Below are 17,417 nucleotides of genomic sequence, written 5' to 3'. Positions count from 1 at the left end.
CTACGGCTCTCCAACATTCATGCTTATGAGGCCCTAGCTCCCCGTGCTCGTCGCCACCCCTGAAGTCGCCCAGGACGGATCGACGACGAAGCTCAGGGCGCGGACCCGCTGCTGTGCCACAGCCAGAGGGCGGCGACGGCCATCACGACGGCCTCCACAGCGACCAAGAGCCATTGCTTCGGGACGGCGCCGTCGACGAGCAGGCCGAGGAGGCGCGCCGCGAGGGCGCCGGCCATGAAATAGAAGAGCGCAGTGGGAATGCTGGTCGACCAGGGACGAAGCGCGGGTATGGCGATGAAGCGCGGGTATGGCGATGAAGCTCAAACCCACCCCGAGCAGCATGCCTCCCCGAACTCTGCGCTCGACGGCCTCAAAGACGTCGACCGGAGGCTCGGGGCCGCCCGTGAGGGGGCCGAACCAGGTGGGAAACACGGCGGCCAGGACGCCAAGGACAGCCAGGACGATCCCGATAAGGTGAGTTGTAGACATACGCGTTCTCTCTGCGTCGCGCCCAGGGGCGTCAGGTGTTTTGGTTCAGAGTTTCCATTCGAATCCGACCGCCTTTTCGGAGACGTCCCAAAGCCGTTCCATGACGGGCTTGTCATAGGCGTGGGGATACAGGGTGCCCTTGCCGACCGGTCCGACGAATTCCATGCGGCCGGTGGGACCGTAAAGAGCCCGCTGTTCCAGTCCTTCTTCGGTGGCGCACATCACTTCCGGCCAAGAGCCTTTCTCGGCTGATTGCACCATGGGCGACAACGACATGAGCCCGAACATGATACGCGTCGCCAGGTTGCCACTGGTCGAGATGAGCGATGTCCTCGACGAGCCGGGGTGGCAGACATAGACCTTGACGTCGGTCTTGCCCGCCGCGGCCAGCCGGTCCTGCAATTCGTAGGCGAACATCATCTGCGCCAGCTTGCTCTGGGAATAGGTCTTGTTCTGGTGGTAGTTCCTGTCCCAGTTCATGTCGTCGAACTGGATGGTCTTGATCCCCATGTTGTAGCCAAGGCTGCTGACGACCACGATCCGACCTTTTGACTCCTCGATCCGCGGAAAAAGAAGCCCGCAGAGCAGGAAGTGCCCATAATGGTTCGTGCCCAGCATGCTTTCAAAGCCGTCCACGGTGAGTTTCTGGGTCGGCACCTGCGCGATGGCGGCGTTGCAGATCAAGGCATCGATCCGGGGGACGGTCTTCCGTACTACCGCCGCGGCTTCGCGCACGCTGGCCAGCGACGCGAGATCCATGAGGATGAAGCTCACCTCGGCACCCGCGCCGAGTTCCTTCTTCAGCTCCGCGATCGCCGCTTGCGATTTCTCGGCCGAGCGGTTGAGCATCACAACCCTGGCGTCCTTCCTGAGAAGCGTCCGCGCCGCCTGGAACCCCGCGCCGGAATTCGCGCCGGTGATGAGGTAGGTCTTGCCCTTGAGGTTGCCGAGTCGCTCCGGGGTCCAGCCCTTGGGGCCAAATTGCTTTTCGGTCGTCATTGTTTAAACTTCTTGTTTTGGGTGCTCTGTTTGAGTGCCGATAGCTTTGTGGTCCTGCCTGCATCGGCATCGGTGTTTGCATAATACCCTCATTTTTTGCGACGGATGCTCCACATCCCCTCATGTTTATGCCTGATTTCCTCAATCCTGTTGAATCGGGGAGTCGCGCGTGATACATTGTGGCATGACCGATCTCTCTGCCCTCATCGCGCGGCACCTCCCCGCACCGGGTTTCTTCGACACCCCGATGGACGGGGTCCAGTTGTTCCGGGTCGACGCCCCTCTCTCCCGCGTGAGCACCGTCTACCCACCGAGCCTTTGCGTTATCTTGCAGGGGACGAAGCGGGTGTACCTCAACGGGCGCACGTACGTGTACGAGGCCGGCCAAGCCCTCTTCGTGGCGATGTCTATCCCCGTCGAAGCTGAGATCCTGGCAGCCACGCCAGAAGCCCCCGTCCTGGGGCTGATGCTGAGCCTGGAGAGCCGGGTGGCGGCCGAGACGATCGTTGCCTGCCAGGCCGCGCGTACGTCGAACGCCCCCGTTGCGAGCGCCGCGGGCGCGGATAGCCTGAGCGGGCTTGGTGTCGCTCGGTGGGATCCTGCCTTCACGGAGGCGCTCCGGCGGATGCTCGACCTCCTTGGCCACCCGGAAGCGGTCCGGGTCCTTGGGCCGGGGCGCGTCCGTGAGGTGGTTTACGCCGCAATCCAGGGCGAGGCTGGCGCACGCATCCGGAGCCACCTTGGCGGGGGACAGGAGATGGCGCGGATTGTGGGCTACGTGCGCGACCACCTCCACGAGGCGATCTCGGTCGACGACCTCGCCCGGCGTGCCGGGATGAGTCGGGCCGTGTTCGATCGCCGCTTCAAGGCGGCCACGACCTATGCCCCGTTGCAGTTCATCAAGGCGATGCGGCTCAACAACGCCGCGCTGCTGCTTCGGCAGGGCGCGACGGTCAGCGAAGCCGCGTACGCCGTCGGGTACGCGAGCGCATCGCAGTTTAGCCGTGAGTTTAGCCGCCAGTTTAACCTACCGCCGCGGGCCTGGGGCCGCGCCCACGAGCGCGAGTCGGTAGGGTCGCCGTCGGTTCCGTTCATCTCCGGCCCAACGACCGTCGCGCCGTGAGCATGCGAGGCGGCCGAAACAGCTCGACGAGTTCGAGAACCCGAGTTCGCCAAGTACCTCATGGGGCCTCTGCAATGCCGTAGAACCCACCGCTGCAGCCGACCGTGGGCCAGACGGTCTTGCCTTCTTGCGGCGTTGGCGTCTACGTGCTACTTTGAGGCGTAGTGCCGCCCCCGGCGGCTGAGCTTCATCGTTATGCGTCAAAGTCGATGCTCGTAGTCCATTGGTCGCCTGTTAAGAACACGAAGGGAATCCTCCGCAATGGGATCACTGCGGGGAAAGACTCCGCTTCCCACTTCTTTCCGTTGACTGGCCACCGCTCAGTCGATCGATGGTGGGCGCAAGCATTCCGCTCTTGGCGTCCACGCACGCAATACAATGGCTTCGTCGTTCGTCTAACTGATGATGACATGCCCGCAACATTCTGCCACTGGATTCAGTGGTCGATCGATAACGGCAAGCACGCTCCGATGTATCAGTCCATTGACGAACTGACGGCGGAGTATCGTGACACTATCCTCTGGCGTATTGGGGAAACCATTGCAGATAGCAGTTCTGGCAACGAAGCCGAACTGGGTCGCAAAGTAGTCGAAGCCGATCCTGAGGCGTACAATCGCCTCAGGACTGATCCCAACTGGATGCGTTGGGTTTTCGAAGACTACGAGATCAAGGTATTTAAATCAGTGCCCGCATCGCGCATTCAACGTACATTTACTGGCTCAGCCAAATCCGGCAGGCAGCGGCGTCGAGAATTCAAGAATCAACACCACGCGGACGCATAATCGGGTAAGGGCCACCGTTGCCGGTGACTCTCCCCACACCACCGGACGTGCGGGTCCGCATCCGGCGGTTCAACGAAGTTGAGCAAGCTTGGCCCATAGTGTCTTCAGGCTGAGCAGTCCTTGTTCGGCCAGCCACGCATTGGTCAGCCCGACGCCGCTGGCAATTGTCTTGGACATGTGCCAGTAGCTCCGGCGGCTGCGTGCATGGCGGATCGCCTGACGCCTGGGAACGCCGAGCCGAATGAGCATTTCGCGTCGACGCTTGGGCCGACGCCACTGCTTCCAGTAGCACATCCGGATTCGACGTCGTATCCACTGATCGAGCTTGTCGAACAGCTTCAACTATGACACCAGCCCGAAGTAGCCCATCCAGCCGCGAACGTAACTTCGCAGTTCGCTCAGGCGGCGTTCCATGGAGATGCCCCGGCTGCGGCCGGTGATCGCGCGGATACGTTGCTTGAACTGATGGACGGACTTCGCCGCGACATTGACCGTCGCCCGTACCCGCACCGGCCTTGTATGACGTTCCTGTTCGTAGCCTCGCAGCTTTGGTGAGAGTGCGACCGGCGGCGAAATCAGACCGGTCCTTACGCACGCATTCACAGGCTTCCTCCCCACGGTTCCTCGCCCAACCGCAGTTGCCCTCACCTCGTACTTTGTCGATCGGAGCGATCATTTGGTATACTGATCTCCTTAAGACTCCCAGTCTCGGACAGGGGACTTGCACCCCATAAAATCACGCCCATGCCGGGCGTACACAAAATGATCCAACGGAGTTGTGGTCCGCTGTCAATCTGACATGCAACGATCAACGGCCACAACCCGCTGATCAAAGTCGTTATTCGGCTTAAGCAGTCTCAGCGAACTCCGTTTCCGACGACGTCACAACTGCAATATCAAACCGAGAGAATTTTCATAATGTTTCCCCGAACCTTTTCGCACATCGGCATCTCCGTTACGGACTTGGACCAAGCTGTCGAGTTCTACACGAAAACTCTTGGCTGGTACGTCATCATGCCAGCGACAGAAGTTGTGTCGGATGATTCTGCCATTGGCGTAATGTGCAATGATGTTTTTGGGGAAGGATGGGAACGGTTCAGGATCGCACACTTGGCGACCGGTGACAAAATCGGCGTTGAACTTTTCGAGTTCAAGAACGCTGAGAAGCCTGAAAACAATTTTGAATACTGGAAGACGGGCGTGTTCCACTTTTGCGTGCAAGACCCAGACGTGGAAGGGCTTGCGAAACGGATCGTAGAGAATGGAGGCAAACAGAGAATGCCGGTTCGCGAATACTATCCCGGCGAAAAACCTTACCGAATGGTTTACTGCGAAGACCCGTTTGGAAACCTGATCGAAATCTATTCACACAGTTACGAACTGACGTATTCGGCGGGCGCATACCAAGGCGATTCCGGTTGAGAGTTGGCCTGCAAAACGCCAAATAACAATTCAATCCACTGAAGCCGCAAAGCCGGGCGTATTCAAGTGGACAATCACTCGTCGCGGCCCGGTGATGTGGTTCGTTCGTCGGCGAGAACCACTAACACGAGACAGACATACTTGGCATTTCGATTGGTGGAAGTTGACGCTGGCCTTGTGCCTGACACGTTGCTGACAAGCGTTCCAGAGTTGCTCGCCGATCTTGTCGTGGCCAGCAGGGACCTGTATTCGACCGTTGAGGCATTCAAGCCGTGGATTTGCTACTTGGCAGAAGTCAACGGAAACATCATTGGGACATGTGGTTTTAAGGGACTACCTTCCAACGGTAGGGTAGAGATTGGCGCCTGTACGCATTCGCGGCCAACTGATCAACATTGAATCGGAATACAACGGCGGACCAATGGATCCTCTCAAAATCCGTTTCGAGCACTCGTGCTCCATTGAGAAAATCACGACGTGCGCGTTCGCAGAACGTCAGAAAAATATCCAATCCTGATACGAATGACTCGTATAGTCCAAGTTTCTTTCGCTGTTCTAACCTGGAAAGGAACTCTCGCTGCAGACGGAGCAAAGTCGGCTTGCGGAACATTGTGATCTCCTTCGTCATGGAGTGCGATTCTGATTAGACATGTGGCGATATTCGTTCAATCTGGCAATTGTTGCTAGATGATGTTTCTGGGCTCGCTCCATGTTTCGTTCCCAACGGCGTTTTTGATTTTCTGTCACCGCCCGTTTAAAGAAGCCCATTTGCTGGATCGAGAGATCCAGAAGGGTGGTCAGCGTCTGTTCAATCAGCAGTCGTTCCAGAGGGTCGGTACCGATGACTTGCAGTTGCTCGCGAAGCTCAGCGTGGCGTTGAAGCAACGACTCTCGCACCAAGACGGATTCCGATCCGATCATGTCGATCAACACTTCCTGTACATAACGGCTGACGTCGCCTAACAAATCACGGAGCTGCGGGTGACGCCGCAGTCGTTGCTGTAATTCTGCCAAGGCATCTGCGTTTCCATCGGTGACGCGTTCAAGCAACTCGTCCCAGTCGTCGCGATCGATCTTGGGGAGATGGGCAGAACGCTGACGGGTTTGGTGGCGAAACATGGGAGTCTCGTCGGTTGTGGGATGAACGGATGAGTCGAGCAGTGCGACCACGCCGGATAGCTGCCGCTTTCGGCGGACACGGCTCAGCAGCCTCTTGGTTTTGTAGTCGAGAAACCGCTGGCAGGGTTCGAGTTGCTCCAACCGGGTCAATACACTCTCGGCGGAGGCCCGGGCGGCTTCTGCCATGGCTTCGCTGACGCTCTCGGCCTGAACAATTGCTTGAGTTGCTGGATTTGCCCAGGGCCCCAAGGAGAACGTGCGAACTTTGCCTCGCACGCGGAGAGTGCGGCGGGGGGAACGCGTCGGCTTTCGTGGTCGGTACATGATGGTCTCCTACAAATTAAAGAATCGAACTCTTTGGCCGCTAGGCTGGCTCCATGGTCCTCTCCTGCCTACGCAGCTTTTCCAACTTGATGCTGTTGGGCCGTTCCCGGGCTAGACACTGAGCTTTCCCGAGACTGTTTCGCGGTCTCAGACGCCGTCGTTTGACCGATTTCGTGCCAAATTCGTGCTGCATTCGTTGCAAAGATGCGTCCGATCGGTCCCGATTCGGCAGTTTTGGAGAACTTTTGGTCTATGTAGAGCCAGTTTTTCCACAAGCACTCGTTCACTTCCCGAGTCGAAGGCAACTCGTGAATCAGATGTGAACAACGGTTGGATAGTGGCTCTTCGGCAAACTTGGTGAAGCGGGGCGATCACCTGGCACGGATCATTCGGGCTCTAAGGAGTGCCAAGCCGGCCCGGCCGTACATTTGACGCTTGATCGTCTTCAAGCGGTTGATGTGCCCTTCGACCGGTCCGCTGCTCCAAGGTTCGTCGAACGCTGCCTGAACCGCTTTTCGGTCGCGTTCGAGCCCTTCGGCAAATCTTCGCAGCTCCGAACATGGGCTGTCCCACGCTTTCGCTTGCCATTCCCGCCACGTCAAAAAAGATGACTTGCGGATTAGGGCTGCGAATGTTTCGACAAGGTCGACCGCCTCGCGCGATTTTAGGACTTAATTTGTGCAGACAATTCACCTGGCTTTGCTGCGTCGGTGTTCGTCGGGGGGGATCAGTTATCACGGCGAACGAAAGAGCTTTGGTGGACGGAGCACGTGACCGAGGAGGTCTGGCTGCGTTGATTCGCTGACGAGTCAGACCGCGTTTCGCCAATTGTCGGCTGACGTAGGCCCGCACGGTGGTGTAACTCAACCGGATGTCTTCACAGAGCAACGGCCGATGCAGGGCCGCCGCATTGTCGTTCCCATCCGCTAACCAAGCCTCAATGCGTTCCCGGTAGTTCGTCATTTGCGAGGGGCCTACACGACCAGGCCGCCAGTTCGGAAGCTGATCAGACTGAAGGTAACGCTGCACGATTCGCCACGACAATTGCATCTCGCGGGCAATTCGACGAAGCGATTGTCCCTCATCGCGACGCCGACGTGCCTCTCGCCAACGGTCATGTCGTTGCTGCTGCTTGTCAGTTGCTGGCGGTAAAACTTCCGCTGGCGTTTCCGGATCAGAGTTGGAATCTGGCGGATTGACAATCGTCGGAGTGAATGCGGCTTTGATTTTCCCCACGTGGCGATCGAGAAACCGCTCGAGTGCCTCGCGAATGTTTCCCAGCAAATGCCAACGGTCAGCGATCTGTTGGGCCTGGGGAGCGGCTGCGGTCGCTGTCTCGGCGTATGGAGCCCAGCGATCGCGACAGAGGACTTCGACCTCGGGGTGCTGGCCCAGCCAAGTTCGCAGTTCACTTCCATCCCGTCCCGGCAGCAGTTCCAAGACTTCTCTTCGCTCCAGGTCGACGATAATCGTCCCGTACCGCTGTCCCTTCCGAATGGCCCAGTCGTCGACCCCAACGATGCGTGGAGCAGGCGTCGTATTCGGCCCCCCATTCTTGCCCCGTCGCAGCAGTGTCGTCGAACTGACGGGCATGCCCAACTTGCCAGCCAAACGAGCCCCTGATTCAGCGCCAAGCGTCAGGCCAATCGTTCGATGGGTATCCGCGAGCCGAGTGGTCGAGTGAGCATGCTTGGCCAGTAATTGCGGGATGGGTTCACAGAAAACTCGACGCAGACAATCGGGGTTCCGGCAGAAAAAGCGGCGAACCGTCATCAGTAGCTGGACCGGGCGTCCTTGAATTGGTAGGTCCCGGGCCGTTCGAGTGTAACGACTATGAACGCAGCCGGTTTGCTGGCCACAGCCGGGGCAAGAGGCGGTTAGAGCCAAAGGGCTCAACGAAAACGTAACAAGAACATCATTCATTTCCACACGGTCCAAACGCAATCCAACGTCAGACGGCAACAAGGGTAACAACGTACGCAAGCTCCTGAGGTACGTGGTCGTAGATCGATCAATCCCCCATTCTACGCCCCACTTCACCAAAGTTGCCGAAGGTCCACTTTCCGACCGTTGTTCACAGCCCCCTGCGTGACGCGTGGATAAATGCATGCGTTTTTGTGCCACGAATCGTAAGCGTATTCGGGCGCCGCAGGTGAGTAGAATCGTGCCGCCAGACGACATGTTGGCGTAGCCTCGCAGGTCCCCCCGGACCTAGCGTGAAAAGCACATTCCGCGCTACGAAAAACCAACGCGTCATGCCACGTGTTTTCTTCCGTGAGCCGTGGCCGTGCAGGGTGCTAGCGTCCGTGTCGAGTCGTTTTTGAGCAAGTTGACGAGGCCGTAGACGCGAGTTGGGATTGGGACGACAGTCGATTTTGGTCATTCAAGCTTTGCTCTGCCGATTGCATGCTCTGCATCACGGTGTTCGTGTTCTGGCTCGCTGCCGAGCGATTCCCGCTTTCACTCAGTGGAAACAATAGGTTCGCCCGCTTGCCAATCGCAAGAGCGGGCTAGCCATTTTCCAGACGTGTCAACACGATTGGAGATTCTGGGTCCAGTTGGGGTTGCCGAACCTCAATCTGAACCTCAATCAAGGTAAACGAGTCGGAGTCTTACCCACCAAATCGAGGTGAACGAGGTACGATTGAACCCCAATTGAAGTTGAAGGGGATAGAGCTTGATCGGATACTGAAAGCCCCAGAAGACCAAAATCAAAATTCCGGCATTCTAGGAGCTGTTCTCCCTCGGCGTGTCGCGAAATCTGTCTCGCAGGGGCTCCTGGAGCGATTCCCAAGTCTTGACATGGTCGCCGCCATCATGCCTCTGACCAAGGATCATCTCAGAGTTCTGTCGTCGACGATCGAACTTGCTGACGCTGTTTTGTGTGACTCGGCCCCTAACGTTTGCTCACTGACGGGTGATACTTGAGTACAGCACACATGTAACCAAAAGAACCGAACCGGCAGTAGTCTACAGTCTTCGCCGTTGACGATCTCCGTGTGTGGATCGTTCGGAACACAAGTTTTCAACGGCGTCCCATTTCCTTCCAGCAGCAGACCGATTGCACCGCCGCCTTCAAGAACGCTTCCGCCTGTGACGTCATCTTGACGCGGAAGATTTTTATGCGTGACGCCGATCGAATTGGTTGTTAAATACCGCCCCCGTAGTAGCACGCAGGCGACGGCAGATTTCGCTTGATGAATCGCAGTCGTAGGAACGCTGCTGTTAGGGTTCGGTCGGCGGAGATTCCAACGATTGCAGGAAGCTCAAGAGATCCGCCAATTCTTTGGCCGTCAGGTCGCGGGCGAGCAGGTCCGGCATGAGTGACTTTTGCGCTGGGACCAATTGCTCGACATCGCTCATCGGCACGCGAACGTCTTTTCCATCGGTGCCGCGGAGCACGACTACATGGTCCGTCCGTTTGATCAGCAGTCCCGAGATCACGCGGCCGTCGGCAGTCTGCACGAGCCACGTGCGGAACTTCTCGTCGACGACCGCGGAAGGGTCAAGGATGCTTTCGAGCAGTTGGCGACGCGATAGTCGCTTGCTAACGCCGTCCAGCCGGGGGCCGACGTTTCGCCCTTGCTCGCCAACCTGGTGACAGTTCCGGCATTGGACGCCGGTGGCGTTTAAGAACAAATCCCGGCCGCGTTTCGCATCACCGTTGAGGCTGAGGATCATCGCCGGATCGACCGATTCCCCCAGCCGTTTCGGTCGCCGCGATTCTGGCAGGAAGCGTTCGAACAGGCCGCGGATGTGGGGCGGCCTGCCGTCGGTTGCCGCTTCGATGATCCGCTGTTGTTCCGCGGGCGGGAGTGTGCCCTCGTCAAGTGCGGTTAGCAATTGCAAGGCCCCGCTCGTCGACGCCAGTAGTTCGCGGGCCGCCGATTCGTCTGTTCGCAGCTTCGCCAGGGCTGCCGCCTGTTCTTTCCGCAGTTTACGAACAGCCAGTGACGGTTGTTCCGCGGGCAGCGAAGCGATCCACTCACGAATTAATCCAAGACCGGCTTCATCGATGACGCGTGAGCCGACATGCGGCATGCGGCCGCGTCCGAGCGTTGCCATTCGATAGAACATTACACTGCGGTCAGGATCGCCGGCCGCCACGATTTCCGGAGCAAACAGTTCGAACGTGCCCTGCGTCGGGCGTTCGCCGACGAGGCCTGTTCGCTCCAACGGCAACTCGCGACGCATTTCGAAATTCGCCGTCCCGCCGCCGCCACGGATGTGGCAATGAGCACAGTTGAGATCGAGGTAAGACCGCGCCCGGGCCTGTAGATCCGCACTCGTGTCGGACGGACCGGTCAGCGGGTGCGGCTGGACTTTGAGCTTCGCGAGTAGAGGGTCGGGGTCATCGAACAGACCCATCTCGACGAAATGTGTCAATTGGTTTTGCCCGGGGCCGATCGGTCGATCGAGCTGTTCGACACGGAAGCTCTGGATCGAGCCGCTGCGGGTCGTATGGCAGACGAGGCATTCCGTCCGGCTTGCAAACCGCCACGTCTGCTGTCGACGACCAGCGGGCATCGACTCGTCGACGACGTGGTAAGTTTTTTCCGTTCCGCCGGTCGGCACGAGTTCCGCATCAGTGCCGTCGTTGTTCCAGGCGAACGTATATCCCCGCCAGGTTTCGCCGTCGCGGTGCAGCAGTTGCGTCTCCACGGGCTGCCAGCGATCCGGAGCCATTTCCAAAGAGAGCGTTTTCACAAAAACGGTTTCCGCAGGAAACGCCCATTGGCCTTTGAGGTTGCCGACTTGGGCGTTGCTGCTGCGGTAGACGTCGAGTTTAGAAGTTCCCGGGGTCGCGATCGCCCGCTCGGCATGGGCTCCGTCCATCCACGGTTCAGCGACGATTCGGTAAGGAATCACGCCGGTCGCCGGAGTTCGCTGCTCGACGGATTCGAACAAACCGGTTTCGCTCAATAGGACGGGGAACTTGCTGTTCGTCGCTTCCGCCGGATTCGGCACCAGACGATGAATCGTGCCGTCATATCCGACGATGAACAACTCCCCCTCGCGGGTTTCGCCGAAGGTAATGATCGCGAGCGAAGAGTCCGCGATCTCCTGCCGCTCCGTCACCCGACCGTCCTGGTAACGAAAGCTCCAGAGTTTGCCGGTGACGTAATCGCCGTAGATGTAGGCCCCACGGAGTTGCGACAAACGGTCGCCGCGATACACAGCCCCGCCGGTGATCGAACGCGATTCGATATGCGAATGGGCGGCTGCGGGAGGCAGGATCGGCGTCGGTCCACGGGGGCTTTCCGGACGCACCGGTTGCGGGCCTTCCGTGATGCTCCAACCATAGTTGCCACCGCGTTCGATGCGATAAATCATCTCCCACAGTTCCCGGCCGACATCGCCCACCCACAGGTTACCGGCGTCGTCGAAGTTCATCTTCCACGGGTTGCGCAAGCCGTACGCCCAGACTTCCGGCCGAGCGTCGTCGCGGTTGACGAACGGATTGTCCGGCGGGATTCGGTACGGTCGGTCTTGGCTCGCACCGCGGACATCGATTCGCAAAATCGACGCGAGCAGATCAGAAATGTCCTGGCCGGTGTTCAAGCCATCTGGGGGGCTCGGCGAACTCGCATCGCCCGTCGAGATGTAAAGCAAGCCATCAGGACCGAACCGCAGACAGCCACCGTTAACGTACGCTGCGGTCCGAATGTTGCTTGGCAGAGCCTACGAGAATCAGGTCTCATCATTCTCGCTGGACGCATAGGGAAATGCCTAGGTTACAGCAACGTGAGTGATGGACGAGTTCGTTTGTGGAGGCGTCTATAATGGGTGATTGGCCAAGATCGCCCCATAATGCTAGATTGCCGAGTTTATTGATCGCGAAGCCCACACTGGTCGACCTGGTATTGCGTTGCCAGCCAACAAATTGCGTGATCGAGTTGGTCACAAGCATCAACGTAGAAGCGATCGGCCGTTCTTGAGGGACTGTGGCCGAGGAAAAGATTCTCCAGACCTCGGAAATCAGGATTATTGGCGATGAGATTTGCCGACGTTTTTCGCAGCAATTTGAGCGGTTTCTTGATACCCGTTTTCTTCTTCAGCCGATCGTAGGCATTTTTGATGCTGTCATTGGTTGTCGCGGTTCCATCGTCACGAATCGATCGGTTCACCAACGGATTTCCCTGCTGGTTGCACAACACAATCTGACCTTGCGGCTGCCGATGAGACTTCAGCAGTTCCCACGTCCGCGGCCAGAGGCGATAACGGACTTCGGGAACGGAATCATGATGAGCTGTCTTGCTGCGTTTGCGAATAATGATGCCGTGTCTCCAGTCCACTTCCGCAGGCTTCAGCGCCGCGATATCTCCCTGGTACATCCCGCAGTTGAGCATTAGCAGCAGGTATAACTCCAAACGTTCGTTCGCGTTCTTCAAGCAAGTTTGAACTTCACTAACGGTAAAGAATTCTGGTCGGCGGGTATCGGTGCCGATGGCCAACTCGCGAGTGTTGCCGGTCAGTACACGCGGAAGATTCGTGAGCAGGTCGGCACGCCACAGCCGGCGGATCATCGCCGTTGCATCTTGGAGCCGATTGTGAGCCGTAGCCCGGGCCAACGTTTGCTCCCCAATCGCTTCCAGCAAGAATTGACGGTATGCCAGAATCACCTCGCTGGTGATTTCGTCGACCGCCCGCGTCGAGCCAAACCATTGACCGAAATGTTTGAGATTGACTCGCTTGGAAGTGAAGCGACCGGCTGACAACGTCCCGGCTTGCACACGCTTTTGCTCTTCCGCCAGCAGAAGATCAAGTTGGTGGGAGAATCGGAGATCGGGATTTGCTGGCTCAGCACTCGACTCAATACGATCTTGCCAGACTCGCTGTTGGATGCGAATTTCATCCGTTCCGATCCGAGCCGCTCCAGACTCGGCCCCCGCTGGTCGCGTTTTTCGGCTGGCTTCCAAAGCGGTCCGCATCGCTGCAACGTCGATCGGTTCACGGTCGGCACGCTGGACTTGCTCCAGGATGCCAGACAATGTTTCCGGCGGAATCTCGAAACGATTGAGAAAGCGATCATCCCACTCAAGAGCCGTTGGTGACGAACTGGTCAGCCGATGTTGAAGTTCGGCGATCTTTGTTCGGGCTTGGTTCGCGAGTTCACTTTCTCCATGAGAATCACACCACTGGCAGACGGCCATCCATTCCGAGATCGCTTGCTCGTACTCCGCAAGAAGCGGCTTGGGCTGCTTCGCTCGCTCCGCATCGAGCCGGGCTTTTTCTTCCAGCCAGCGATCGAACGCAACTTTGTAAGCTGGAACATCGCTTTTGGACGGGGCCGTTCCCAGGTAAAGCGTCTAGCCTCGATACTTCTTCTTCCAGCGTCCACTCCGACCGTCAGCACCAGGTTGCTAGGTCAGCTGAATCTTACGCGGCATAAAAAACACCCTTCACATCGCGAGATACCTTCGGAGATACCTTTTTCGGGAAATTGGGACCCAAAATGGTATCTCGGAGGTATTTTCGAGTGAAGGGGAAAAAGCCAGAAAGTGTTGAAACGATTGAAGTTAAGAGTCGGGGCGACTGGATTTGAACCAGCGACCTCTGCGTCCCGAACGCAGCGCTCTACCAAGCTGAGCCACGCCCCGATTCTGGGTTGTTCGCGAAATTTGAATTATTGCGCGGACGGCTATTATAGTCTGCGGAGCGTTCTGGTCAACTGCAACGGGAGATGGTGCCCGCTGGGATGGGTTTTATTCCTGGTTGCTCGAAAACGGCAGTCTGACGGCCAAAACCGTGCAATGCCAGTTCTATGACCTCTTTTGTCGCTTCATACGGTAATGTCAGTTCCCGACGCATGTTTTGCACTCCTCGTGGCAACCGCTCGGATTCTGTTGTGTTGACGGTCCACGAGTGGGGTTGGTTCGATGATCTTGTGGTGTTGTCACGGTTCGCTTGAGATGACACGATAGTCGCTTAGTGGGTTCGGATTCGTTCCCGGGTTGAGCTTATGGTTTCTTCTTCTTCTGCGGCAATGATCGATCCATAATGTCCAGTGCTGACTCGACACCTCCTGAAACTGATTGGGTAGCGAGATTCCTGGCGTCGGTGAAGTCCGCTGGCGATATCCCCAACCTTGAGGAATTTCTGCGGCGTTTCCCGGAAATTTCGACGGACGCGTTTGTGGAAGTTGCGTTGGCCGATCAGTCGATTCGAGCGTCTGCGTCGCAGCCTCGTAATATCGACGATTACTTCCAACTTCTCCCAGGACTCGATGGTGAAGATCGCCAAAAAGAACGTTTGATTGCAGGGGACTTGCAAACCCGGCAATCCCATGGGTTGGCAAACAACTTGGAAGACCTGCGAGCCCGATTCCCGGAACTTCCTGAGGAATTCTGGGTCGAAGTCGAAGCCGCTGACGTGACCGTCGATCAGGCTGCGGCCACGGTTGATGTGCAAGTTCCTGTGACGGGGTCCTTCGACGCCCCAACCGCACCGGCCCCGGCTACGGACACTGATGCCGATGCGACGCTGCCGATCGATCCCCCGTTTCGTTCGAACGCGAAGACTCAAAAGGACGACGACCTAACCGCTCCGCTTTCCTCGGCGATCAGTCTGCCAGAAACGCTGGCCGATCGGCACTTTGGCGACTACTTGCTGCTCAACGAGATTGCACGAGGAGGAATGGGCGTTGTCTACCGAGCGATTCAAACGAAGCTGAATCGTGAAGTAGCCTTGAAGATGATTTTGGCGGGGCAGTTCGCCGGTCCGGACGATGTGCGTCGATTTCATCAGGAAGCCAAAATCGCGGCTCATTTGGATCATCCCAACATCGTGCCGATTTACGAGGTCGGCGAGCACGGGGGACAATCCTACTTTTCGATGGGGCTTGTGAACGGTGATAGTCTGTCAAACGTCGTTCGAGATCAGCCGCTCCCCCCGAAAGAGGCAGCGGAGATCTGTCGGGTGATTTCCGAGGCTGTGGAATATGCTCACCAGCGCGGTGTGATTCATCGTGATCTCAAGCCGGCCAATGTATTGCTTGACGAGACGGGTCAGCCGCGAATCACGGATTTCGGTCTGGCGAAACGGACTGATGCGGCAGGACTGGACACTACGAGAACCGGTCAAGTCATTGGGACACCCGGATACATGCCACCAGAACAGGCAATGGGGCAACCGAATCTGATTGGTGCCCATTCCGATGTCTATTCACTTGGTGCCATTCTTTATTGCTTGGTCACGGGACGTCCGCCGTTCCAAGCGGCCTCTCTGATGCAGACATTGAAGCAGGTCGTCAATGACAACCCCGTTCCGCCTCGACGATTGAACTCCGATGTTCCCATCGACTTAGAAACGGTTTGCTTGAAGTGCCTTTCCAAAGAACCGGACCGCCGATACGCATCCGCGCAAGACTTCGCCGACGACTTGCAGCGATTCCTCTCGGGTGTGCCAGTTGTCGCCCGGCCGGTGAGTCGGCCGCAGCGGGTTTGGCGGTGGTGTCGACGGAATCCAACCGTTGCGGGTATGGGCATCGCTTTGTTGATCATGTTGATTCTAGGAACGGCGGTTTCGTCGTATTACGCGGTGACGGCGTCGCGTCGTGCTCGTGAGGCCGAACAGAATTTTCGGCGAGCACGGGCCGCTGTAGATGAGTATTTTGTCCGGGTGAGCACCGATACGCTACTCAATCAACCCGGTATGCAACCACTACAGCACGAACTGTTAAGGCAAGCACTCGAATACTACCGGGAGTTCCTGAATGATCGACACGCGGACTCCCAGCTTGAAGACGAATTCGCGGAGACGCACTACCAAGTCGGTTTGATCACGGAAGTGATTGACGGCCCGGAAGCAGCGATGTCCGACCTGCTCATTGCGCGGGATTTGCAGATGGCTTTGTTGAAACAGAGTCCGAACGACGTGAATCGAATGCAGTCGTTGGGTGCCACTCTGACGGCATTGGGACGGGTCTACTTCCAGAACAACAACGAAGAATTGGCACGGGATTCGTACCTGGAAGCTCTCGAAATTCGGAGACAATTGGCAGAGCGAACGGAAGCTGTGGAATCTCAGCGAGAGTTGGCGAACGCGTATATGAATTTGGCGATTATCGAGCAAGATTCCAAGAGCCAAAACGAACGAGTCCAGGCACGAGAGCACTATGAACAAGCACAGCGAATCCGTGAGCAGGCTCTTCAGAGAATCGACACGTCCGAGCAGCAGCGACTGAAACTCGAACGGGATCTCGGCAAGGGATGGTTCAACTTAGCGCAAGTTTTCGATAACGCAGAGGCAGCCCGTGAGGCATACGAGCGAGCGGCGGAAGCGTTCCGGAAAGTCATCGAGGCGGAACCGGCGGATCAGCAAAACCGCTTCCGCTTGGCGCTCTGCTACCGAGCGTTGGGAGATGACCTCGTCCAACAAGAACGATTTGGAGCGGCCATCGACGAATTCAAGAAGGCATCCGAGGAGTTCTTCGTTCTGACGGTTCAAAACCGTCAGGTCGATGACTACGCCCAAGAGTACGTGGTCACGCAACTGACGTTAGGGGATCTGCACCGCGATGTGGGAGACTTTCGCAAGGCGAGCATTGCCTACGACGAAGCGTTGGAGGTGTTGCTCCCGCTGTTGAGTCGCTCACCTTCGGCTCCATTGATGACGGCGGCGGCTCAGACACACCATGCGCTAGGACATGTCCTTTCCCAACTCGGTCAGCATAGCGCAGCGGTTGATCAGTTCGAGAAAGCACTGTCGCATTGGCAACAGCATGAGCAAACAAGTCAGACCATCGCACCACAACACATTTGGGACCGTGCCACGTTGCACCATGATACCGCGAAGGCATTCGCCACACTCGGTGAACCGTCGGCTGTCGTCGAGAATTACATAGCTGCGATTCAGCTGCTTGCAAAATTCCCACATACCGATGCAGACGCGATGTCAATTGTGTACCAGCAAGGAATGCTGTGCATCGATCTCTGTGACGCAATCCAGCGGTCGGATACGCTGGGCATTTCCCTTGCTTTGCAAACCCGAATCGAAGCCTTGGATTTGTTGCGGCAGACAATCACTCGAATCCAGCCGCTCACGAAGGACATCCCGGAGTTTCAGGCGGTTTATGAGGAACTTTCAGCTCTCTTGCTGCGAATCCCCGAGCGACTGCCGGCGAAAGCCGAAAAGCCCGCGAACTTCTGATAGCGAAG

General features: G+C 57.5%; 9 protein-coding genes, 1 tRNA gene and 2 pseudogenes. 4 read left to right on the top strand and 8 right to left on the bottom strand.

The features are described 5' to 3' along the window. Positions 1-534 precede the first annotated feature (534 nt). Positions 535-1,488, bottom strand: coding sequence for an SDR family oxidoreductase (locus tag G6R38_RS10350; protein ID WP_166823934.1), 954 nt, complete (start codon positions 1,486-1,488; stop codon positions 535-537). A 184-nt stretch (positions 1,489-1,672) separates the two neighbouring features. Between G6R38_RS10350 and G6R38_RS10345 the strand changes: the two genes are divergently transcribed. After that, positions 1,673-2,611 (top strand): AraC family transcriptional regulator, encoded by a 939-nt coding sequence (locus tag G6R38_RS10345; RefSeq protein WP_166823931.1) that lies wholly within the window; start codon positions 1,673-1,675, stop codon positions 2,609-2,611. 410 nt (positions 2,612-3,021) lie between these two features. Next, on the top strand, positions 3,022-3,393 hold the full coding sequence (locus tag G6R38_RS10340; protein ID WP_166823928.1) for a hypothetical protein: 372 nt from the start codon (positions 3,022-3,024) through the stop codon (positions 3,391-3,393). Positions 3,394-3,651: 258 nt separating this feature from the next. On the opposite strand, the pseudogene G6R38_RS28420 reads toward G6R38_RS10340, so the two are convergent. Beyond that, positions 3,652-3,903, bottom strand: a pseudogene (locus G6R38_RS28420) (group II intron maturase-specific domain-containing protein); the annotation flags it as partial. A gap of 405 nt (positions 3,904-4,308) precedes the next feature. Between G6R38_RS28420 and G6R38_RS10325 the strand changes: the two are divergent. Continuing rightward, positions 4,309-4,815 (top strand): lactoylglutathione lyase family protein, encoded by a 507-nt coding sequence (locus G6R38_RS10325; protein WP_206028543.1) that lies wholly within the window; start codon positions 4,309-4,311, stop codon positions 4,813-4,815. A gap of 624 nt (positions 4,816-5,439) precedes the next feature. On the opposite strand, the gene G6R38_RS10320 is transcribed toward G6R38_RS10325, so the two are convergent. The 6 genes and pseudogenes from G6R38_RS10320 to G6R38_RS10300 all read right to left on the bottom strand — a co-directional run bounded on the left by G6R38_RS10320 (position 5,440) and on the right by G6R38_RS10300 (position 13,859). Next, positions 5,440-6,258 carry a hypothetical protein gene (locus G6R38_RS10320; RefSeq protein WP_166823919.1) on the bottom strand — a complete coding sequence of 273 codons (819 nt, stop codon included), beginning with the start codon at positions 6,256-6,258 and terminating at the stop codon, positions 5,440-5,442. 371 nt (positions 6,259-6,629) lie between these two features. Next, positions 6,630-6,878, bottom strand: coding sequence for a transposase (locus tag G6R38_RS28010; protein ID WP_240928155.1), 249 nt, complete (start codon positions 6,876-6,878; stop codon positions 6,630-6,632). A gap of 49 nt (positions 6,879-6,927) precedes the next feature. Beyond that, positions 6,928-8,181: pseudogene (locus G6R38_RS10315) on the bottom strand (ISL3 family transposase); the annotation flags it as partial. Positions 8,182-9,483: 1,302 nt separating this feature from the next. Further along, positions 9,484-11,925, bottom strand: a complete 2,442-nt coding sequence (locus tag G6R38_RS10310) for a PQQ-dependent sugar dehydrogenase (protein ID WP_261345376.1) — start codon at positions 11,923-11,925, stop codon at positions 9,484-9,486. 161 nt (positions 11,926-12,086) lie between these two features. Continuing rightward, positions 12,087-13,412, bottom strand: coding sequence for a tyrosine-type recombinase/integrase (locus G6R38_RS10305; protein ID WP_166823910.1), 1,326 nt, complete (start codon positions 13,410-13,412; stop codon positions 12,087-12,089). Positions 13,413-13,785: 373 nt separating this feature from the next. Further along, positions 13,786-13,859: transfer RNA gene (locus tag G6R38_RS10300), tRNA-Pro, on the bottom strand. Between the two features lie 400 nt (positions 13,860-14,259). Here G6R38_RS10300 and G6R38_RS10295 point away from each other — a divergent pair. Further along, entirely contained in the window at positions 14,260-17,409 is a 3,150-nt protein-coding gene (locus G6R38_RS10295) for a serine/threonine-protein kinase (RefSeq protein ID WP_166823906.1), read from the top strand. Positions 17,410-17,417: the final 8 nt, after the last annotated feature.

It is taken from the genome of Thalassoroseus pseudoceratinae (assembly GCF_011634775.1).
GTDB lineage: Bacteria > Planctomycetota > Planctomycetia > Planctomycetales > Planctomycetaceae > Thalassoroseus > Thalassoroseus pseudoceratinae.
Note: the sequence above shows the minus strand (reverse complement) of the source record. Positions and strands in the feature narration are given on the sequence as shown.